22 protein-coding genes and 1 tRNA gene are annotated in these 17,602 nt (G+C 31.5%); 10 read left to right on the forward strand and 13 right to left on the reverse strand.

Going from position 1 to position 17,602, the window contains the following annotated elements; all coding sequences use genetic code 11:
* The first annotated feature begins 3 nt into the window (after positions 1–3).
* Entirely contained in the window at positions 4–729 is a 726-nt protein-coding gene (nqrE, locus tag N1F78_RS09785) for an NADH:ubiquinone reductase (Na(+)-transporting) subunit E (protein WP_406682977.1), read from the forward strand.
* Between the two features lies 1 nt (position 730).
* Positions 731–2,041, forward strand: coding sequence for an NADH:ubiquinone reductase (Na(+)-transporting) subunit F (gene nqrF / locus N1F78_RS09790; RefSeq protein ID WP_406682978.1), 1,311 nt, complete (start codon positions 731–733; stop codon positions 2,039–2,041).
* Positions 2,042–2,097: 56 nt separating this feature from the next.
* Here nqrF and N1F78_RS09795 read toward each other — a convergent pair whose 3' ends face one another.
* From N1F78_RS09795 to N1F78_RS09820, 6 genes are read right to left on the reverse strand one after another with little or no spacing between them, the layout of a single operon-like run.
* A complete protein-coding gene (locus N1F78_RS09795; protein WP_406682979.1) occupies positions 2,098–2,688 on the reverse strand; it encodes a c-type cytochrome in 591 nt (196 codons plus the stop codon).
* 35 nt (positions 2,689–2,723) lie between these two features.
* A complete protein-coding gene (locus N1F78_RS09800; RefSeq protein WP_406682980.1) occupies positions 2,724–3,167 on the reverse strand; it encodes a Na(+)-translocating NADH-quinone reductase subunit F in 444 nt (147 codons plus the stop codon).
* A gap of 35 nt (positions 3,168–3,202) precedes the next feature.
* Positions 3,203–3,982 carry a DUF6090 family protein gene (locus tag N1F78_RS09805; RefSeq protein WP_406682981.1) on the reverse strand — a complete coding sequence of 260 codons (780 nt, stop codon included), beginning with the start codon at positions 3,980–3,982 and terminating at the stop codon, positions 3,203–3,205.
* An 18-nt stretch (positions 3,983–4,000) separates the two neighbouring features.
* Positions 4,001–4,789, reverse strand: a complete 789-nt coding sequence (locus N1F78_RS09810; RefSeq protein ID WP_406682982.1) for a DUF6090 family protein — start codon at positions 4,787–4,789, stop codon at positions 4,001–4,003.
* 13 nt (positions 4,790–4,802) lie between these two features.
* Positions 4,803–5,591: a DUF6090 family protein gene (locus tag N1F78_RS09815; protein WP_406682983.1), complete on the reverse strand. Its 789-nt coding sequence runs from the start codon at positions 5,589–5,591 to the stop codon at positions 4,803–4,805.
* Positions 5,584–6,357, reverse strand: a complete 774-nt coding sequence (locus N1F78_RS09820) for a DUF6090 family protein (RefSeq protein WP_406682984.1) — start codon at positions 6,355–6,357, stop codon at positions 5,584–5,586. The genes N1F78_RS09815 and N1F78_RS09820 overlap by 8 nt, the downstream gene beginning before the upstream one ends.
* A gap of 107 nt (positions 6,358–6,464) precedes the next feature.
* Here N1F78_RS09820 and N1F78_RS09825 point away from each other — a divergent pair, with 107 nt between their 5' ends.
* Genes N1F78_RS09825 through N1F78_RS09835 form a run of 3 tightly spaced genes read left to right on the forward strand, consistent with a single transcriptional unit; the run spans position 6,465 to position 8,755 of the window.
* Positions 6,465–7,376, forward strand: a complete 912-nt coding sequence (locus N1F78_RS09825) for a DUF4846 domain-containing protein (protein ID WP_406682985.1) — start codon at positions 6,465–6,467, stop codon at positions 7,374–7,376.
* A 19-nt stretch (positions 7,377–7,395) separates the two neighbouring features.
* Entirely contained in the window at positions 7,396–7,773 is a 378-nt protein-coding gene (locus N1F78_RS09830) for a Na(+)-translocating NADH-quinone reductase subunit F (protein WP_406682986.1), read from the forward strand.
* A 1-nt stretch (position 7,774) separates the two neighbouring features.
* Positions 7,775–8,755 carry an FAD:protein FMN transferase gene (locus N1F78_RS09835; RefSeq protein ID WP_406682987.1) on the forward strand — a complete coding sequence of 327 codons (981 nt, stop codon included), beginning with the start codon at positions 7,775–7,777 and terminating at the stop codon, positions 8,753–8,755.
* Between the two features lie 2 nt (positions 8,756–8,757).
* Here N1F78_RS09835 and N1F78_RS09840 read toward each other — a convergent pair whose 3' ends face one another.
* The 5 genes from N1F78_RS09840 to gpmI all read right to left on the reverse strand — a co-directional run bounded on the left by N1F78_RS09840 (position 8,758) and on the right by gpmI (position 12,915).
* On the reverse strand, positions 8,758–9,126 hold the full coding sequence (locus N1F78_RS09840; protein ID WP_406682988.1) for a DUF423 domain-containing protein: 369 nt from the start codon (positions 9,124–9,126) through the stop codon (positions 8,758–8,760).
* Positions 9,127–9,137: 11 nt separating this feature from the next.
* Entirely contained in the window at positions 9,138–9,902 is a 765-nt protein-coding gene (locus N1F78_RS09845) for a class I SAM-dependent methyltransferase (RefSeq protein ID WP_406682989.1), read from the reverse strand.
* A gap of 5 nt (positions 9,903–9,907) precedes the next feature.
* Entirely contained in the window at positions 9,908–10,726 is an 819-nt protein-coding gene (map, locus tag N1F78_RS09850) for a type I methionyl aminopeptidase (RefSeq protein WP_406682990.1), read from the reverse strand.
* A 47-nt stretch (positions 10,727–10,773) separates the two neighbouring features.
* Positions 10,774–11,178: a BT0820 family HAD-type phosphatase gene (locus N1F78_RS09855; protein WP_406682991.1), complete on the reverse strand. Its 405-nt coding sequence runs from the start codon at positions 11,176–11,178 to the stop codon at positions 10,774–10,776.
* A 222-nt stretch (positions 11,179–11,400) separates the two neighbouring features.
* On the reverse strand, positions 11,401–12,915 hold the full coding sequence (gene gpmI / locus N1F78_RS09860; protein WP_406682992.1) for a 2,3-bisphosphoglycerate-independent phosphoglycerate mutase: 1,515 nt from the start codon (positions 12,913–12,915) through the stop codon (positions 11,401–11,403).
* Positions 12,916–13,166: 251 nt separating this feature from the next.
* Between gpmI and N1F78_RS09865 the strand changes: the two genes are divergently transcribed.
* A complete protein-coding gene (locus tag N1F78_RS09865) occupies positions 13,167–13,568 on the forward strand; it encodes an ankyrin repeat domain-containing protein (protein ID WP_406682993.1) in 402 nt (133 codons plus the stop codon).
* Positions 13,569–13,634: 66 nt separating this feature from the next.
* Here the strand turns inward: N1F78_RS09865 and N1F78_RS09870 are convergent, their stop codons facing one another.
* Positions 13,635–14,402, reverse strand: a complete 768-nt coding sequence (locus N1F78_RS09870) for a M48 family metalloprotease (RefSeq protein ID WP_406682994.1) — start codon at positions 14,400–14,402, stop codon at positions 13,635–13,637.
* Between the two features lie 131 nt (positions 14,403–14,533).
* On the opposite strand from N1F78_RS09870, the gene N1F78_RS09875 reads away from it, so the two are divergent.
* A complete protein-coding gene (locus tag N1F78_RS09875) occupies positions 14,534–14,959 on the forward strand; it encodes a GNAT family N-acetyltransferase (protein WP_406682995.1) in 426 nt (141 codons plus the stop codon).
* 48 nt (positions 14,960–15,007) lie between these two features.
* Positions 15,008–15,080: transfer RNA gene (locus tag N1F78_RS09880), tRNA-Gly, on the forward strand.
* Positions 15,081–15,110: 30 nt separating this feature from the next.
* On the opposite strand, the gene pepE is transcribed toward N1F78_RS09880, so the two are convergent.
* The gene (gene pepE, locus N1F78_RS09885; RefSeq protein WP_406682996.1) at positions 15,111–15,818 is read right to left on the reverse strand and encodes a dipeptidase PepE; all 708 of its coding nucleotides are present in this window, start codon (positions 15,816–15,818) and stop codon (positions 15,111–15,113) included.
* A 149-nt stretch (positions 15,819–15,967) separates the two neighbouring features.
* On the opposite strand from pepE, the gene N1F78_RS09890 reads away from it, so the two are divergent.
* Together N1F78_RS09890 and N1F78_RS09895 are read left to right on the forward strand one after the other, a co-directional pair.
* Positions 15,968–16,771: a carboxypeptidase-like regulatory domain-containing protein gene (locus N1F78_RS09890; protein ID WP_406682997.1), complete on the forward strand. Its 804-nt coding sequence runs from the start codon at positions 15,968–15,970 to the stop codon at positions 16,769–16,771.
* Positions 16,755–17,555 (forward strand): hypothetical protein, encoded by an 801-nt coding sequence (locus N1F78_RS09895; RefSeq protein ID WP_406682998.1) that lies wholly within the window; start codon positions 16,755–16,757, stop codon positions 17,553–17,555. Before N1F78_RS09890 ends, N1F78_RS09895 begins: the two co-directional genes overlap by 17 nt.
* Positions 17,556–17,602: the final 47 nt, after the last annotated feature.

A 17,602-nucleotide genomic window follows, 5' to 3' on the forward strand; every position in this document is an offset into this window, starting at 1 on the left:
ACAATGGAATATTTAGAATTATTTTTCAAATCAATATTTATAGATAACATGGTATTTGCAACATTCCTTGGAATGTGTTCTTACCTTGCTGTATCTAAAAAAGTGTCAACGGCAGTTGGTCTTGGAGCTGCAGTAATATTTGTATTATTAGTTACTGTACCTTTAAACTGGTTATTAGATCAGTATATTTTACAACCAGGAGCTTTAGGGAAATGGTTGGGTGAAGATTATGCTTCTTATGATTTAAGTTTCTTATCATTTATTATGTTTATTGCAACTATTGCAACCATGGTACAATTGGTTGAAATAGTAGTAGAGAAATTCTCTCCTTCATTATATAATTCACTTGGTATTTTCTTGCCGCTTATAGCAGTAAACTGTGCTATTTTGGGAGGTTCTTTATTTATGCAATCTCGTGAAATTCCTACTATCGGTTTAGCAACGGTATACGGATTAGGTTCTGGAATTGGTTGGTTCTTAGCCATTTTAGCTATTGCAGCTATTCGTGAAAAGATAAGATATTCCAACGTGCCACCAGCATTAAGAGGGCTGGGAATTACTTTTATCATTACTGGTTTAATGGCAATTGGTTTCATGAGCTTTGGAGGTATGCTAACTGGAGGAGATGAAGAACCTAAAGAAGAGCAAACGGCTTTAATAGAGGAAGAAGTTGAAAGTAAAGAGATTACAAAAGACATCGCTGATAACACAATAAAAGTAGTAGAATAACATGATATTATTAGCTAGTACAATAGGAACAATTATAGCAACAGTAGCTGCGTTTTTAGTTTTAACTTTAGCGTTAGTGGGGTTGTTATTATTTGTAAAACAAAAATTATCACCATCGGGTCCAGTAAAGATTACTATTAATGGTGAAAAAGAAATTGAAGTAGCTTCAGGAGGTACATTGTTATCTACCTTGGGGAATCAAAAGATCTTCTTACCATCAGCATGTGGTGGAGGTGGTACTTGTATACAATGTGAGTGTCACGTAAATTCTGGTGGTGGTGAAGCTTTACCTACAGAGACACCGCACTTTAGTAGAAAAGAATTGCAGCATGGTGTACGTTTAGCTTGTCAGGTAAAGGTTAAGCAGGATATGGATATTTCTATTCCTGAAGAAATTTTCGGAATTAAGAAATGGGAAGCAGTTGTTGTACGTAATTATAATGTAGCATCTTTTATTAAGGAGTTTGTTGTTGAGATTCCTGAAGATATGGGGTACAAAGCGGGTGGTTATATTCAGATTGAGATTCCACCATGTGAAGTGAAATATTCAGATATGGATATTACAGCACACCCTGAAGAGCATGAAACACCAGATAAGTTTAAAGCAGAATGGGATAAATTTGGTCTTTGGCCATTAGTAATGAAAAATGATGAGTTGGTAGAACGTGCTTATTCAATGGCTTCTTACCCAGCTGAAGGGCGTGAAATCATGCTTAATGTGCGTATTGCAACTCCGCCATGGGATAGAGCTAAAAACGGTTGGATGGATGTAAATCCTGGTGTAGCTTCATCATATATCTTTAATTTAAAGAAAGGTGATAAATGTACTATTTCTGGACCTTATGGTGAGTTCTTTATTAATGAATCTGAAGCAGAAATGTTATATGTAGGTGGTGGAGCAGGAATGGCACCCATGCGTTCTCATTTATATCATTTATTCAGAACCTTAAAAACAGGAAGAAAAGTTACCTACTGGTATGGTGGACGTTCTAAACGCGAATTGTTCTATTTAGATCACTTCTATAAATTAGAGAAAGATTTTCCTAACTTTAAGTTCTTCTTAGCTCTATCAGAACCTATGGAAGAAGATAATTGGAAGGTGAAAAAAGATATTAATGATTCTGAAGGTGATGGTTTTGTTGGATTTATTCATAACTGTGTTATAGATAATTATTTGGCACATCATGATTCACCTGAAGATATTGAGTTATATTTCTGTGGGCCTCCATTAATGAACAAAGCAGTTCAAAAAATGGGTGAAGATTTCGGTCTTGCCGATGAGAATATTAGGTTTGATGACTTTGGTGGTTAGTCAAAACTATTAAAACAAAAAAAGCCAACTCATATTGAGTTGGCTTTTTTTGTTATTTACATTGCTTTAGGCGGAATAGGTGCAGGCACTACATTTTTAATAGGTTTAAGACTTTTTAAATAGGCAAAAATGGCTTTTAAATCATCATCAGTGAAATTTGCATAATGTTTCCATGGCATTGGTGGTAATAAGGGTCTGCTACCTTCCAAACCTTTATAAAGTCCTTTTCTAATGCAATTAATAAATTGTTCTTCCGTCCAGGAGCCAATTCCGGTAGCGTCTGGTGTTAAATTCGCTGCAAATGAAGTGCCCCAAGGGCCTGTAGTTGACGTTAGTCCCATTGAAAAAAGCACGTAGGCTTTTGCTGTTTCTGGATCAAATGGAGGTAGTTTCTCATCAGCTGGATGTCCAGATAATGATAATTCATGGTTTTCTGCTATTCCTTTTTCTGTGAACTTTTTAGGCGTATGACAATCATGACATCCATTGGTGTCAACAAGATATTGGCCGCGTACAATAGGGTTAATAGGTTCTTCTTTAATAGGTTCATAAACACCGCTATTTGATGTTTCTTCTTCTTTTTTAGAGTTACAAGAAATCAAGATTACACTTAAAACAAGTGCAAAAATTAAATGGATAGTTTTCATATGTGGTTGGTTTAAAATGGTTTATATCATATAATTTATTTTAAAATTTGTAGTTCTTTTTCATTTTCAAACAATTTTTGGTAATCCATTACATTTGGGATATTGTCCAAATGGCATAAAAAAGAGATTGTTTCAAAAAGCCCTTTAAATTGAACTTCTTTGTCAGTTAGATTCTTAGGTTTATCATTTTTATAATGAAGTGGAAGTTGAAAGCCACAAGCTTTTAAAAATGTAGTTTCTATTTGGAGCAATTCTAATGGAGAATAGCCATTAAATTTTCGGTTTAAGTTCTGGTTTACCTTGCCAACGTAGTTTAATTTTAACGTACCATGATAGTCTGATAAATGTTTCCAGCTATCAGTATTGTCTAAAATATTACCCACAGCACATTGCTTGCAACATGCAGGGTTTAACCTGTTATTATGAAAAGCTATATAAAGCTTTTTAATTGCTGCTTCAAAACGTTGTGAAGTTTTCATGACTTAAATTTAACCTTAAAAAGATACGAAATAATTTAATTGTTTTTTAATCGTTCTATTTCTTCATCAATTTTGGGGATGAGTTCTTCAATTGCGTCAGATTGCATAAAATATTGACCTTCAATAATCCAATCATAGAAGTTGCTAATTGTTTTCAAAAAAAACAGATATTCTTGGTCTGATTTTAAGCTTTCAAAATCTAAGGGTGTCATTTTTGATATTGGAGATTCATATGAGAAGTTTTTGTAGAACTCCATAGCATTACCTTCCCATATTTGGTCAAACCTTGTTTTAAGTATTTCATTAATGGAAGTTAAAAGAAAATCTTGATACATATCCATGTATTTCGAATGAGATTCTTCAACAATGGCGTAATAACTTGAAATTTTTCTCCTCAGATATTCGTTAGTAATAACATGCATTCCTTTTGATTGAATTGTTTCATAACCTGATTTGTCATGATTCCATATAAATAAATTTGTAGTGTTGCCAAAATGTGTTTTTAAGGAGTCTTGGTAAGGAAGATCTTTTTCAAGATACTCTAATATAAGGTTTGCAGATTTTGGTATTCTGCGTTGTAAAACTATAAACCTGCTTAATTGCCCGGTATCTCTTAATAAACTAACTTTTAAATTTTCTAATAACCTTATTTCTTCAGCGGTTTGTTTTCTGTTTTCATTCCAATTGTTAATCTGTAAAGCAATTAATATCCCTATAACAACTAATATAATTTCACCAAATGCATACTTGAGGTATTTACTTGTATTACCTTCATTTAAAAGCTTTTTACGTATGTTACGGAAGAACTTAATCATTGATACTGAAATTCTTGGTTAAAGAGAATTAATTTCTTTTTCTAAAGACATTATTAATTCTGAATTCAATTTTTTCAACATAACTATGGTTTGTAAGGTCCAACCAGACTCTCTAATCATTCGCTTCATTAAGCCAATTCGATTTGGGTTGTCTTTTAACAGACTAATGGGGTCTTGTAACTTGTAGGTGTCTGTTGTTAAATAGCCATCTTCAGCTAAAGATGCTTGCCAATTTCTTGCCAATATTTGTACTTTACCATTAAAATTATTTGCGTAAATGTCATAATAGTAATTTATTTCATCTTTTAGATCAGTACTGATATTGGAATATATTCCTGTACTTTTTAATTCAACTAATGTCGAATTTGTTGATGCTATCATTTGTTCATTATGGGTTTTGGAGAATGTTAGTTGAATAAAATCTTTATTATATGTATTTGGTATTTCAGCATCCCAAAATCTGGTTTTTGAATATGGAGGAATATCATTTTTATTATCAGTAAAAGGGTTATAGGGGTTTGAACCTTCAATTTTTAAAAGATATTGCATGGAATAAAATTTGAAAATATGCCAATCATACATGGAATTCATCTTATCCTGATCATCTTTTAAATCCTCGATTAAATTCATTAAATACGTTTTAACTTCAATGTTTTTTAACCTGTTTTCGTTCCAATTATTTATTTGAAGTGCAATCAAGATTCCAATGACTACCAAAACAATCTCTCCAATGGCATATTTGAGGTATTTACCAGTACTACCTTCATTTAAAAGTTTTTTACGAATGTTACGATAGAATTTAATCATTGGTTAATTAGGTTTAAAAAGTCTCTATTTCTTTTTCTATAAGTTGAATTAATTCTGCATTTCTTGTTTTCAACAGAATATTAGAAAGTAAAGCCCAAGCGGACTCTTTTACCATTCTATTCATTAACCCAATTCGTTTTGGATTGTCTTTTATTAAAACTATTGGGTCAGGCAATCTTTTAACGTTTGCAGTAATATACCCATCTTCTGCTAATGATGCCTGCCAATCCATAGATAATTGCACTATTTTACCATTATAGGCTGTTTTCTCATTTTCATAGTAAGTATTAATTTCAGCTTTTAATTTGGGGCTAATGTTAGAAAACATTCCAGTACTCTTTAATTCTTCTAATGCTGATTTGGCAAAAGGAAATTGCCCTTCTTTATGAGTATTTAAAAAAGCTAATTGAATAAACTCCTTATTATAAATTTTTGGTATTTCTTTATCCCAATCATCTGTTGGCTTATATGGAGGAATTTCACTTTTATCATCATCTATTGGGTTATAAGGGTTCGTACCTTCTATTTTTAAAAGGTATTGCATTGAATAGAACTTAAAACTTTGCCTATTATACGACCATGTTAGTATTTCTTTGTCATAATTTAAATCATCTATTAGGCTTTTTAAATTAGATTTAATTTCTTGATTCTTTAACCTTTGTTCATTCCAGTTGTTTATTTGTAATGCTATGAGAATTCCAATGACTACAAGAATAATTTCACCAATGGCGTACTTTAAGTATTTACTGGTATTACCTTCATTTAAAAGCTTTTTACGGATGTTACGGAAGAATTTAATCATTGGTAACAACTTCTTTATCAATTAAACGTATAAGCCTGTTACACATGTTTTTCATTTCCTCAAATCTTTGTTGCATTACACCTAGTTCATAGACCGCCATAGACATGCCATTTTTATGTTTTAAACTTTTTAGAAGTAACTCAAAATTCTCTCTAGGCATTTCAACATTTTTACCTGCATTACCGTTAGAAACTTGGTAAACAAAATTTTCTACTGTAGGGTTCATGTCTAATTTACTATATACTGGACCGTATAGTAATTGCTCAGAGTCGTACCTAAAATGTTCTTCTGTGTATTTTAATTTTTGATTCATAGATTCAAGGTCTAACAAATAATTTTTAATAGAATCGTTAGAAATTAAAGCTAGATTTCCAGAACTCACCAATTCAGTAAACGCATTACTATTCAAATTAAATTTCTGCCAAGTATAAACATTAATACAGTCTATATTGAAATTTACTAGGTCAGTTAAAGGTTTACCATCATGGTATTCTATTACATTTTTAGCGGATTTAACCTGACTTTCTCTTTTAGAGATATAACTATCTAGGTCATTTAAATTAAGAATTAGGTCTTTTTTTATGTTTGAAAGGTAGTGTAGCTCTCTTTCGCGTTGTTTCTTAATTTCGTTCCAGTTATTTATTTGCAGTGCTATAAGTATACCAATAACAACAAGAATAATTTCTCCAATTGCGTATAAAAGGTATTTGCTAAAGCGGTTTTCAGCTAATAGTTTTTGACGTATTCGCCTAAAGAATTTAATCATATACTTTACTGTAAAAGTAAGTATAGTATAGATAGGTTTGGTTGGTTAATTATCTGTATTAAATCTAATTACAATGTTACAGATGCGTTTTAAAGTTACATAATTTTATGCTTAAATACGAAACCACTTACCTGTTTCGTTTGGCTTATATGCGAAAACTTATTTTAATACTATTTATTCTTACTTTAATAGCATTTGTTTTATTTAAAATTAAACCCCTAAAACAAACGGCTAATGCGATTATCACAACTATAAAACTAGTTGATTTGTTAAATAAAGATGGCGTAACAATTAAAAACAGAGTGAAAGTTCCTGAAGGGTATAAACGTGTAGAATATCCACAAGGATCATTTCAAGAATATTTACGCAACTATAAATTAAAACCTTTTGGTAGTAAGATTATTAATTATGATGGTTCTGAATATTTTTGGCAAATGGGGCATATTGGAATTTTAGATATTCCTGTACCAAAAAATGGCTTGCAACAATGTGCCGATGCTTTAATTAGAGTGCGTAGTGAGTATTTATGGGTAAACAACCGAAAAGATGAAATAGGTTTTAATTTTACTAGCGGACATTATTGCTCTTGGAAATATTATGCTAAAGGTTACAGACCAAAAATAAAAGGTAATAATGTTAGTTTCCATAAAATAGCAGAAGCAAATCATTCCAAAGCAAACTTTTATAAATACTTAGATTTGATTTATACTTATTCAGGAACCTTGTCTTTATATAATGAATTACCTAAAATCAATAATTCTAAAAGCTTAAGAATTGGTGATATGCTTATAATTGGTGGTTCTCCGGGGCATATTGTTATGATTTGTGATGAGGTGGTAAACGTAAATGGCAATAAGTTGTTTTTGCTGTTTCAGGGAAATACACCTGCACAAAGTGTTCATTTAGTTAAGAATTTAGAAGACTACAATATCTCACCTTGGTATCAATTAGAAAAAGATACTATTATTTCAGTTTCAAACTATACATTTTATAACTCTAAATTTGTTAGGTTTAAATAGTGTTGCCTACTTTTGCAGCATGAGTAAAGCACTAACAGAGCAAGAACTTCATAATTTGGCAATGAACCATGTTGGGAAGGATTTAGAAAAGCGTGGTTTTGAGTTTGTGGCTATTAACAGTCAGTTAAAAAGGCATCCACAGTTTGTTTGTATTGATAAAAACAGTCAGTATTATTTTGTGATAGTTAAGGCAGTAATTTTACCAGATAACCCGAATAATTATGATGTAGTTTGGATGGAGACATTTAAAAAGCATGCCAGAGAAAAGGATGCCAAGGTGCTATATGCAGGTGTTGGGTTAGGAAACCCCAATGGTGAGCTACTTCCAATTTATTTAGATCAGGATTATCTTTTAGAATATAATGGTATTCAGGTTGTTGAAACTAATTTGAATTAGAATGAAAAATATTGTTTTCTGTTGTTTTTTTTCACTTTTACTTGTTGGATGCAGTAATGAAGTCAAAAACACCAAGCTTTCTGGGGTTGTTTTTGGAACGTCATATTCCGCTTTTTATGATTCTGATGTAGATTATCAAAAGCAGTTTGATAGTTTGTTTTATGCCCTAAATAAATCATTGTCTACTTATCAAGTTAGTTCAGATATTTCAAAGTTAAACAGAAATGAATATGTAGAAATGGATGAACATTTTAAAAAAGTTTATCTTAATTCTAAAGAGATATTTGAGCTTACAGATGGATCTTTTGATCCTACAATAGGAAATGTTGTAAACGCTTGGAGTTTTGGAGCAGATGAAGCAATTAAGGAGCTAGATAGTTTGAAAATTGACAGTTTAATGCAATTTGTGGGATTTCATAAAACCAATTTATCAAAAGGCAAAGTTGAAAAAGAGAATCCGAATATTTATTTGGAGTTTAATGCAATAGCTAAAGGTTACGGAGTAGATGTTATAGGTGAATTTTTAGAAGGAAGAAATGTTAATAATTATTTGATTAATATTGGTGGGGAAATTCGTGTTAGGGGAGAGAATAAAGAAAAAAAAGCGGGGTGGACAGTTGCCGTTGAAGATCCAAATTTTGATGGCTCTCAAAGTTATAGTAAAGTTATCGTTTTAAAAGATGCCGCCATGGCCACCTCTGGAACTTACCGGAAGTTTAAGATAGATGAAAAAGGCAATAAATACTCACATATTATAGATACTAAAACAGGGTATTCTAGTAAAACCAATTTATTGAGTGTTTCTGTAATAGCTAATAGTTGTATGATTGCAGATGCTTATGCAACTGCTTTTAAGGCTATGGGAATTGAAAAGATAAAAACCTTTCTTAAATCGCATCCCGAGCTTAAAGTGTTTTTAATTTTTGAAAATGAAAATAATGAATTTGAAACCCTTTCTTTAAACGGGTTTCCTGAGGAATAATCCTAGACTGTACTTATAATTAGTAAAACCCAGCCTGTTATTAAAAGCAAACCACCAATTGGTGTAACGGGACCTAAAAAACGCATTTTCTTTCCTTTGGCATCACTTAAAACTAATCCGTAAATGCTAAAGGAAAATAAAAGTATCCCCAAGGTAAAGCTCCAAAACATGGCTTTAGTAGTGTCATTAGAACTAAACCCAAGCACTAGTAAGACAATGGCATGATACATTTGGTATTTAACGCCTGTTTCAAAACTTTTTAATTGATTTTCAGATAATATTTTCTTTAAAGCATGAGCGCCAAATGCTCCAAAAATTACTGATAACATTCCAAATAAAGCGCCAGTAATAATAACAATATTAGATGCCATGGTTTAAATAATTATTTTTGAACAACTGGAATAATTTCTCCTTTAGCTAAGCAATATCTTTCTATATCTTGTTCTGATAAATGAGAAGTATAATCTACTTCTTTAACTTTAAAGCCAATACTTCTTAGTTTGTCAAAGTAATCTACTCCATAAACTCTAACATGGTCATATTGTCCAAATATTTTTGCACGTTCCTTTTTATCTGTAATACTATCATCTTCAAATGTTGTTTCTCTTGATAAATCTTGAGGAATTTGTAAAATACCAATACCTCCAATTTTTAAAACTCTATATAGTTCTTCCATAGCTTTTGTATCGTTAGGGATATGCTCTAGAACGTGATTACAAAGAATTACATCAAATGAATTATCATCAAACGGAAGATTACAAATATCAGCTTTTATATCAGCTAATGGTGAAAGTAAATCTGTAGTTGTATAATCTAAATTAGACATTTTTTTAAATCTACTATAAAAAGCTTGTTCCGGAGCAAAATGAAGTACTTTTTTGGGAGAAGTAAAAAAACCTGTTTCACCTTTTAGGTAAAGCCAAAGTAGTCTATGCCTTTCTAAAGAAAGTGTAGATGGTGATAAAACATTATTTCTTTGTGTTTCATAACCATATGGTAAAAATGATTTAAAACTTTTTCCATCAATAGGGTCTGTAAACTTGTTACCTCTTAAAATGAATGCCAAAATGGGTCTAGCAATAAAACTTAGCCTAATTAATATAGGTCTAGGGATTAGATTTAAAACAAGCCTAAAAAGTTTTTTCATTGTATTTAAAGCACAAGGGCCTCTTGACGAAATTCTGCTTCTTCATCACTTTTAATACCTAATGCTTCATATATATATGCAAAGGTTGAAAGTAATTCAGGTTTGCCATCAATAAGTGCCACATCATGCTCAAAGTGAGCACTTGGTTTTTTATCTAAAGTAGTAATGGTCCAGCCATCTCTATGCTGTTTAATTCGGTGAGTTCCCATATTAATCATTGGTTCTATAGCTACCACCATACCATCAACAAATTTTTTTCCTTTACCACGTCTACCATAGTTTGGCATTTCAGGATCTTCATGCATTTTTTTTCCTAAACCATGACCAACCAATTCTCTAACTACACCATAACCATGAGATTCACAATATTTTTGAATTGCATAACCTACATCACCAACACGGTTATTGGCTTTAAATTCTCTTATCCCAACATAAAGAGATTCCTTGGTAACTTGAAGTAATTTCTCGGTCTCAGAATCTATATCTCCAACGGCAAAAGTATAGGCGTGGTCTCCATAAAAATCATTTTTTAAAGCACCACAGTCAATGGAAATAATATCCCCATTTTTTAAAGGAGTACCGTTTGGTATACCATGTACTACTTGTTCATTTGGACTCATGCAGAGAGTGTTAGGGAAATCATATAATCCCAAAAAACCTGGTATAGCTCCGTGGTCTCTAATATGTTCTTCAGCAATTTTATCTAACTGTAAGGTAGTAACTCCTGGCTTTATTTCTTTAGCAAGAACACCTAAGGTTTTTGATACAATTAGAGCGCTTTCACGCATTAATTCAATTTCTTCTCTACTTTTTATTTCAATCATGCCTAAAAAATAATGGCAAAGATAATACTAAATATGGTAAAACTACGCTACTTGAACAATCCGAAAAAACCTTTTTTATTTTTAGGTTTAGCAGGTGTGTTATTTGTTAATTCCTGGTATATTTCACCCCAACCTGGGAATCCTCCAAAATTTCTATCATCAATAAACAAGTCGGCATTAATTTTTCGACTTACATCATTTTCAAACTGTTCTTCAGGGAAACTATTATTAACAGCGTAAAATTTAATTCCGTTTTTTTTACAAAAATCAACGGCTTCCTCTAATCTAACACCAGATCTATAAGTCCATAAAATAAGCCTGTGACCTTTGTCTTGAAGCTTTTTTAGCGTTTCAAAAGCAAACATCTTAGGCTTTCCAATTTTCGGGTATGTATCTTCAACTATAGTGCCGTCAAAATCAACACCTATGGTTAATTGTTGATTAAATTTCATTTTTAAATGTGTTAGGGTGTTTTACAAAAATACATTAAATTTAATGGAAACCCTTTTCTTACATTAATGAATGGTAAACTCTATCAAAAATATGAGGCTATTGTATTTGTGATATTTTGTTAAATTGAAAATGTTCTGGGATATTTGGTTGCTTTCTTAGACCATTTTCAAAAAAAAAAGCTTACTAAAAGTAAGCTTTTCTATAATTAAGATGTTTTATTTTTAAACTAAGGAGTGTTGTGTCATGGCATCTGGTTGCTCAACACCTATAAGTTTTAATATTGTAGGTGCCACATCTCCTAATACTCCATTTTCTATTTTTTCTAATTCGTTGTCTATTAAAATAATAGGAACAGGGTTTGTTGTATGTGCTGTGTGAGGTGATCCGTCTGGGTTTATCATGGTTTCACAATTACCATGGTCAGCAATTAATAATGTTGTATAACCATTTTCTAATCCAGCTGTAATAACATCTTTTGCACAAACGTCAACTGCTTCACAAGCTTTTATAGCTGCTTCCATTACACCCGTATGCCCTACCATATCACCATTAGCGAAATTTAAGCAAACAAAATCTGCCTCCCCTTTTTGTAATTCAGGTACTAAGGCATCACGCAATTCATATGCACTCATTTCTGGTTTTAAATCATATGTAGCTACTTTTGGTGAATTTTTTAAAATTCTTGATTCACCTTCAAAAGGTGTCTCCTGTCCACCAGAAAAGAAAAAAGTTACATGTGGATATTTTTCAGTTTCGGCAATTCTAATTTGTTTTTTTTCGTTTTTAGCGAGTACTTCTCCCAATGTTTCAGAGATATTGTCTTTATTGAAAATAACCTTTATGCCTTCAAAATCGTCACTATAGTTTGTAATAGTTACATAGTATAAATCAAGTTTTTCTGTATTGTAATCAGGAAAATCTTTTTGGTATAACATTTCTGTTAATTCTCTACCTCTGTCCGTTCTAAAATTGTAAAAAATAATTACATCATCCTTTTGAATCTTAGCCGTAGGCTCTCCATTATCATCTGTTATAATTAGCGGCTTAATAAATTCATCGGTAATATCATTATCATAATTAGATTGAATAGACTCCGCAGCGTCCGTAGTTTTAGTTCCAACACCATTAACTATAGCGTCATAAGCTAATTGCACGCGTTCCCAACGTTTGTCCCTGTCCATAGCATAATAACGCCCTGTAACAGTAGCAAGTTTCGTGTTTGTACCTTCAATATAGTTTTCCAAATCTTGAATGTAGCCCTTTCCAGATTTAGGATCTACATCTCTACCATCTGTAAAGGCATGAACAAAAGATTTAACACCAGATTTATTTGCAGCATCAATAAAACCTTTTAAATGACTAGTGTGCGCATGAACACCACCATCACTTAATAGTCCTAAAAAATGCACCTTTTTATTATTATCTGAGGCATATTTAAGAGCATCAACCAAAACTTGTTCATCTTTCAAAGTGTCTTTTTCAATGGCTAGGTTAATTTTTGCTAAATCTTGATAAACAATTCTACCTGCACCTAAATTCATATGGCCTACCTCGCTATTACCCATTTGGCCTTCGGGTAAACCTACATGGAGCCCATCTGTTCTTAAAGTTGAATAAGGGTATTTTTTATAAAGAGAATCTATAAAGGGAGTGTTGGCATTATCAATTGCTGATACTTTTGGGTCTGGAGAATTTCCCCATCCATCAAGTATCATTAGAATAACTTTTTTGTTCATTTTATGTTAAAATTTAAAACTTAGCAAAGATAAATAAGTTTGTTAAAACACAGGGTATAATAAGCTCTCAAAAACCTTAATTTTTAAGGGTTATTTGGGAGTTTATTAAAGAAAACGATTTCGTTAAAAGTTTATTAAACAAACGTTAAAGAAGTGTTATTTATGAATTTTGATGTAACAGATAAAAAAATATATCGTCTCTTTAGTATATCAAAAAACAAATCATTTAATCAAACTTAAAATCTTTCATCATGAAAAAAACAATCATTACCACTGCACTAGCGTTGTGTGTTGCCGTAGTTACGGTTAATGCTTCAACAGCCACTTCAACTATTGATAATAGTTCTTACGAGTATTTCTTTAAAGTAAATTCCTTTTGTGTTTCAATTGCTAAGGGCGATTTTGAAACTGTGAAAAAATTAATTGAAAGAGGAGCTGATGTTAACGAAAAATCAAATGGGATGACTCCTGCAATGTACGCAGCTAAATTTAATCGTACTGATATTTTAAAACTTTTAATTAATAAAGGAGCCAATTTAAAACTAAAGTGTTCCGGCAAGAAGTATACAGCTGTTAAATATGCAGAACTTCATGGAGCAAAAGAAGCAGCTTTTATAATTAAGGAAACTTTAAATCAAAAAAAGAAAAAATAATTGTTAAAAATAATTATTTTGAGTTAGTCACTCTAAAAAGCCTTGCTACTGCAAGGCTTTTTTTATTTATTGTGATTTATATTTATGAATAGCTTCTTTTATTTTTTCAATTCTATTGTCTGGGTCTGGATGAGTACTTTGAAACTCAGGAACTCTATTGGGGCCAGCAGCAGCTTTTAAAATTTGCATAACACCAATCATTTCTTCAGGGTTATATCCAGCTTTAATCATAAAAAGAACACCAAGGTCGTCACTTTCTAATTCATCATCTCTGCCATTTGTTAGTAAGGTTTGTTGTCCTATACCGCTTACTAAACCACCCATGTCGGCGCCTACAGAACCGGCAGTTGCTAAGCCTTGCCAATATTCGCTTTCAGCAATACGTTCAGCACTATGCCTACCTAAAACATGACCAATTTCATGGCCCAAAACTCCCGCTAGTTGATCTTCATTTTCTAATTTTGAGAATAAAGCATGAGTTATAAATATTTGACCACCAGGTAATGCAAATGCATTGATAGTTCTTGGGTCGGCAAGTAAATGAAATTCATATTTGTAAGGGGTGTCTTTAGCTATACTATTGTTAACTAGTTTGCTACCTACATTATCAACTAAGGCTTGATATTGATTATTTGGATGCAATCCACCATGTTGTTGAGCCATTTGAGGCGCGCTTTGTAGTCCAATTGCTATTTCCTTGTCTGGAGTCATAGATATAGTTTGTGTTCTACCTGTATAGGGGTTTACCTCCTGTTGACTGCATCGCTTTAAAACAAAAAATATAGCTATAGCTGCACCAATTAATATTCTGACTTTAAGGTTTCTTCCTCTCATTATTGTAAAAATTAGGCACTTAAAATTACAAAATAAAGTTGTTGTATCTGTTAAATCTAATCTGTAATACAAATTAGACCTATTTTTTATGTAAAAGTCACTTATTTTTGTAGTAAAGAAAAGGTAATTATATGGCAATAGTCTTTAAAGTTTTAGAAATGGAAAAGATTAATTCTGTTATCCCCTTGGTCTATGAACTAAATAAAGGCAATATTCCAAAAGAGGTTTTAGAACAGCGTTTTTCTGAAATGGTTACTCAGAATTATGAATGTGCAGTTATTTTAGATGGAGATAATTTAGTTGGTGTTTGTGGTCTTTGGTTTTGTACTAGGCATTACTCTGGAAGAAGTGTAGAACCAGATCATGTTTATATAGAGGAAACCTATCGTGGGCAAGGTTTAGGGAAAAAGTTTTTTAGTTGGATTTATGAATATGTAAGACGAAAAGGTTATGAAGTTGTTGAATTAAACACCTATGTTAGTAACCCTCAGTCTCATAAGTTTTATTTTAATGAAGACTTCAAAATATTAGGTTTTCATTTTTTAAAAAAGTTGTAATTTTTTCTTGCATTTAAAGAGATAGATTATATATTTGCAATCGCAAAGGCGGGAGTAGCTCAGTTGGTAGAGCGTCAGCCTTCCAAGCTGAATGTCGCCAGTTCGAACCTGGTCTCCCGCTCAAAAACCTCACTTTTAAAAGTGAGGTTTTTTATTTTAAATAGTTTATCTCAGATCCAGAATCTATCTCATAAGGTTTTTTGTTTATCTCAAAAACTCTTGCTGTTAGCTTTCCATTAAGGGTTATAGAGTCTCCATTAACCTTTAACCAACTTCCCTCTCTTAAACCAATAACAGGTTGATTATTAAAGTGATGAAATTCGCTTATTCTGGTTTCTCTAGTTTCACCCATATGTTTGCTCTTTTTATTGGGGTCTAAATAATGTGGGTTTATATTAAAAGGAACCAGTTTTAAACCATCAAAACTTGGAGGGTACACTATGGGCATATCATTAGTGGTTCCAATAGTTAAACCACATATATTACTGCCTGCGCTAGTTCCTAAATAAGGGATTCCCTGATTTACTACCTTTTTTAAGGTATCAATTAAACAGTTTTTATGTAGAGTTTTAGTTAATAAAAAAGTATTTCCACCACCAACAAAAATACCTTTACAAGTTTTTATAGCCTCAATAGGATTGCTAAAAGTATGGATGCCAATTATTTCTTTGTTAATTTTTGAAAAGGCTTTTTTAGCAATTGTCGTATACTCATCATGAGATATACCGCTAGGTCTTGCATAAGGAATAAATAAAATTTCTTTTGTGTTTTTAAAGAAATAGCTAAGTTCATCTAAAAGGTATTCTAAGTAGCTACTTCCATGAATGGTAGATGTGCTAACTATAAGTAGTTTTTTCATTTAATTTAAAATATTTACTCTCTTAATTAGGTATTTATATGTTACTTAATTAGTAAATTTAGTCAAATGCATGTTTTAACAAAAGTTTAAAATAAATTTCATTTTATTTAATTCAAGAAAATTGTAATTTAAGTACTAAATTAAGCTATATGAAAAAATCAGTTTTATTAATAGGGATTTTATTGGTTGTTTTGAATTTGGAAGCACAAACTTTCAATAGGGTAAATGTTCAAGGTAAAATTTATGCCGATGTTAATGACGTAGAAAGTGTTACAGTTTTTAATGCGTCTACTAATGAAGGAACCATTACTAATGAAAAAGGAGAATTTACTTTAAAAGTAGCAGTGAATGACGTTATACAAATTTCAGCAATTCAATTTAAGACTATTTCAATTAAAGTTAATGAAGATGCGTTTGAATCAAAAAAAATGAGAATTCATTTAGTTGAGCAAATTCATAAACTTGATGCGGTTTTGTTATTATCTGGTCTGTCAGGAAACATAAAGACGGATGTTGCCAATGTGAATTATTTGAAACCCATAATATTGGACATGGGGAGTATGAATGTGGATTACGAATATAATGATGACAAAATTTTTCAAGAAAAAGTAACTCAAGATGCCTTGAAATCAATAACGAATAAGGGAGAGTTATATAATGGCTTTGATTTAAAGAAAATTTCTAAATTAATTTTTGGAAATAATAAGGAATACAAAAAACCTGAGTTTTTTATGGTTGAAAAACCAGTAGAACTAATTGATGTTTATTCACATAAATATATAAGCGAGGTTTTTGAGATTCCTTTAGAAAATGTAGATGCCTTTGTTGCTTATGTTGATACTCAAGATTTAGATAAAGAATTACTTAAAAAAGGAAATGAATTAAAATGTTTGCAGTTTTTATATGAGAAGAGTCAGCAGTTTTTAAAAGAACAATATGACCATAAGCAATAATTACTTATTCTGTTTTTTTCTGTTTTTTTCAAGTATTGTCACTTCTCAGTCTGTCTCTATTATTGGAAAAGTTATTAGCGAAGATAATATTGAAAATATTCATGTTATTAATAAAACGGCCAAAGTTTTTACAGTTACTAATAAAGAGGGTGTTTTTTATATTACCGCAAAGATTAATGATACTCTGCAGTTTACATCTATTCAACATGGAGTAAAAAATGTAATAGTTTTAAATGAGGTTATAAAAACTAAAACCATGTTAGTGCAACTAGATGAGCAGGTGAATTATTTAGGAGAGGTGGTTGTTGGAAAAATTCTTACTGGTGATTTATTGTCTGATATAGAAAATGCAGAAACAGACACACCAATTAACTTTTATGATGTTGGCATCCCTGGTTATAAAGGAAAGCTTGCAACACAAAGTGAACGCAGATTAGCACAAGCGGGAGAATTTAAGCCCAAAATGTTGATAGGGATGTTACTAGGCGGAGCCTCATTAGATCCAATTATAAACGGTATTTCAGGAAGAACCAAAATGTTAAAAAAAAGGGTGTCATTAGAGAAGAAGGAGGATCTGTTAAGAACTATAAAATCTAATCTTCCAGATAATTTTTTTAGCAATTACTCTTTAAATGAAGACCTAAGAGCAGATTTTTTCTTTTTTTGTCTAGAGGACCCAGATTTCAAAAACAAATGCGAAGGGAAATCAGAATTAGAAGTTTTTCAGTTTTTAATAGAAAAACTTCAACAGTATAAGAAAAATTTTCAAACTACAGAGGGTTAGCTTTTTTGGAATGCTTTTTGAGTTTTTAATTAATGTTACTTTAGTGC

Source organism: Seonamhaeicola sp. MEBiC01930 (assembly GCF_045277075.1).
In the GTDB taxonomy this organism is placed as follows: Bacteria; Bacteroidota; Bacteroidia; order Flavobacteriales; family Flavobacteriaceae; genus Seonamhaeicola.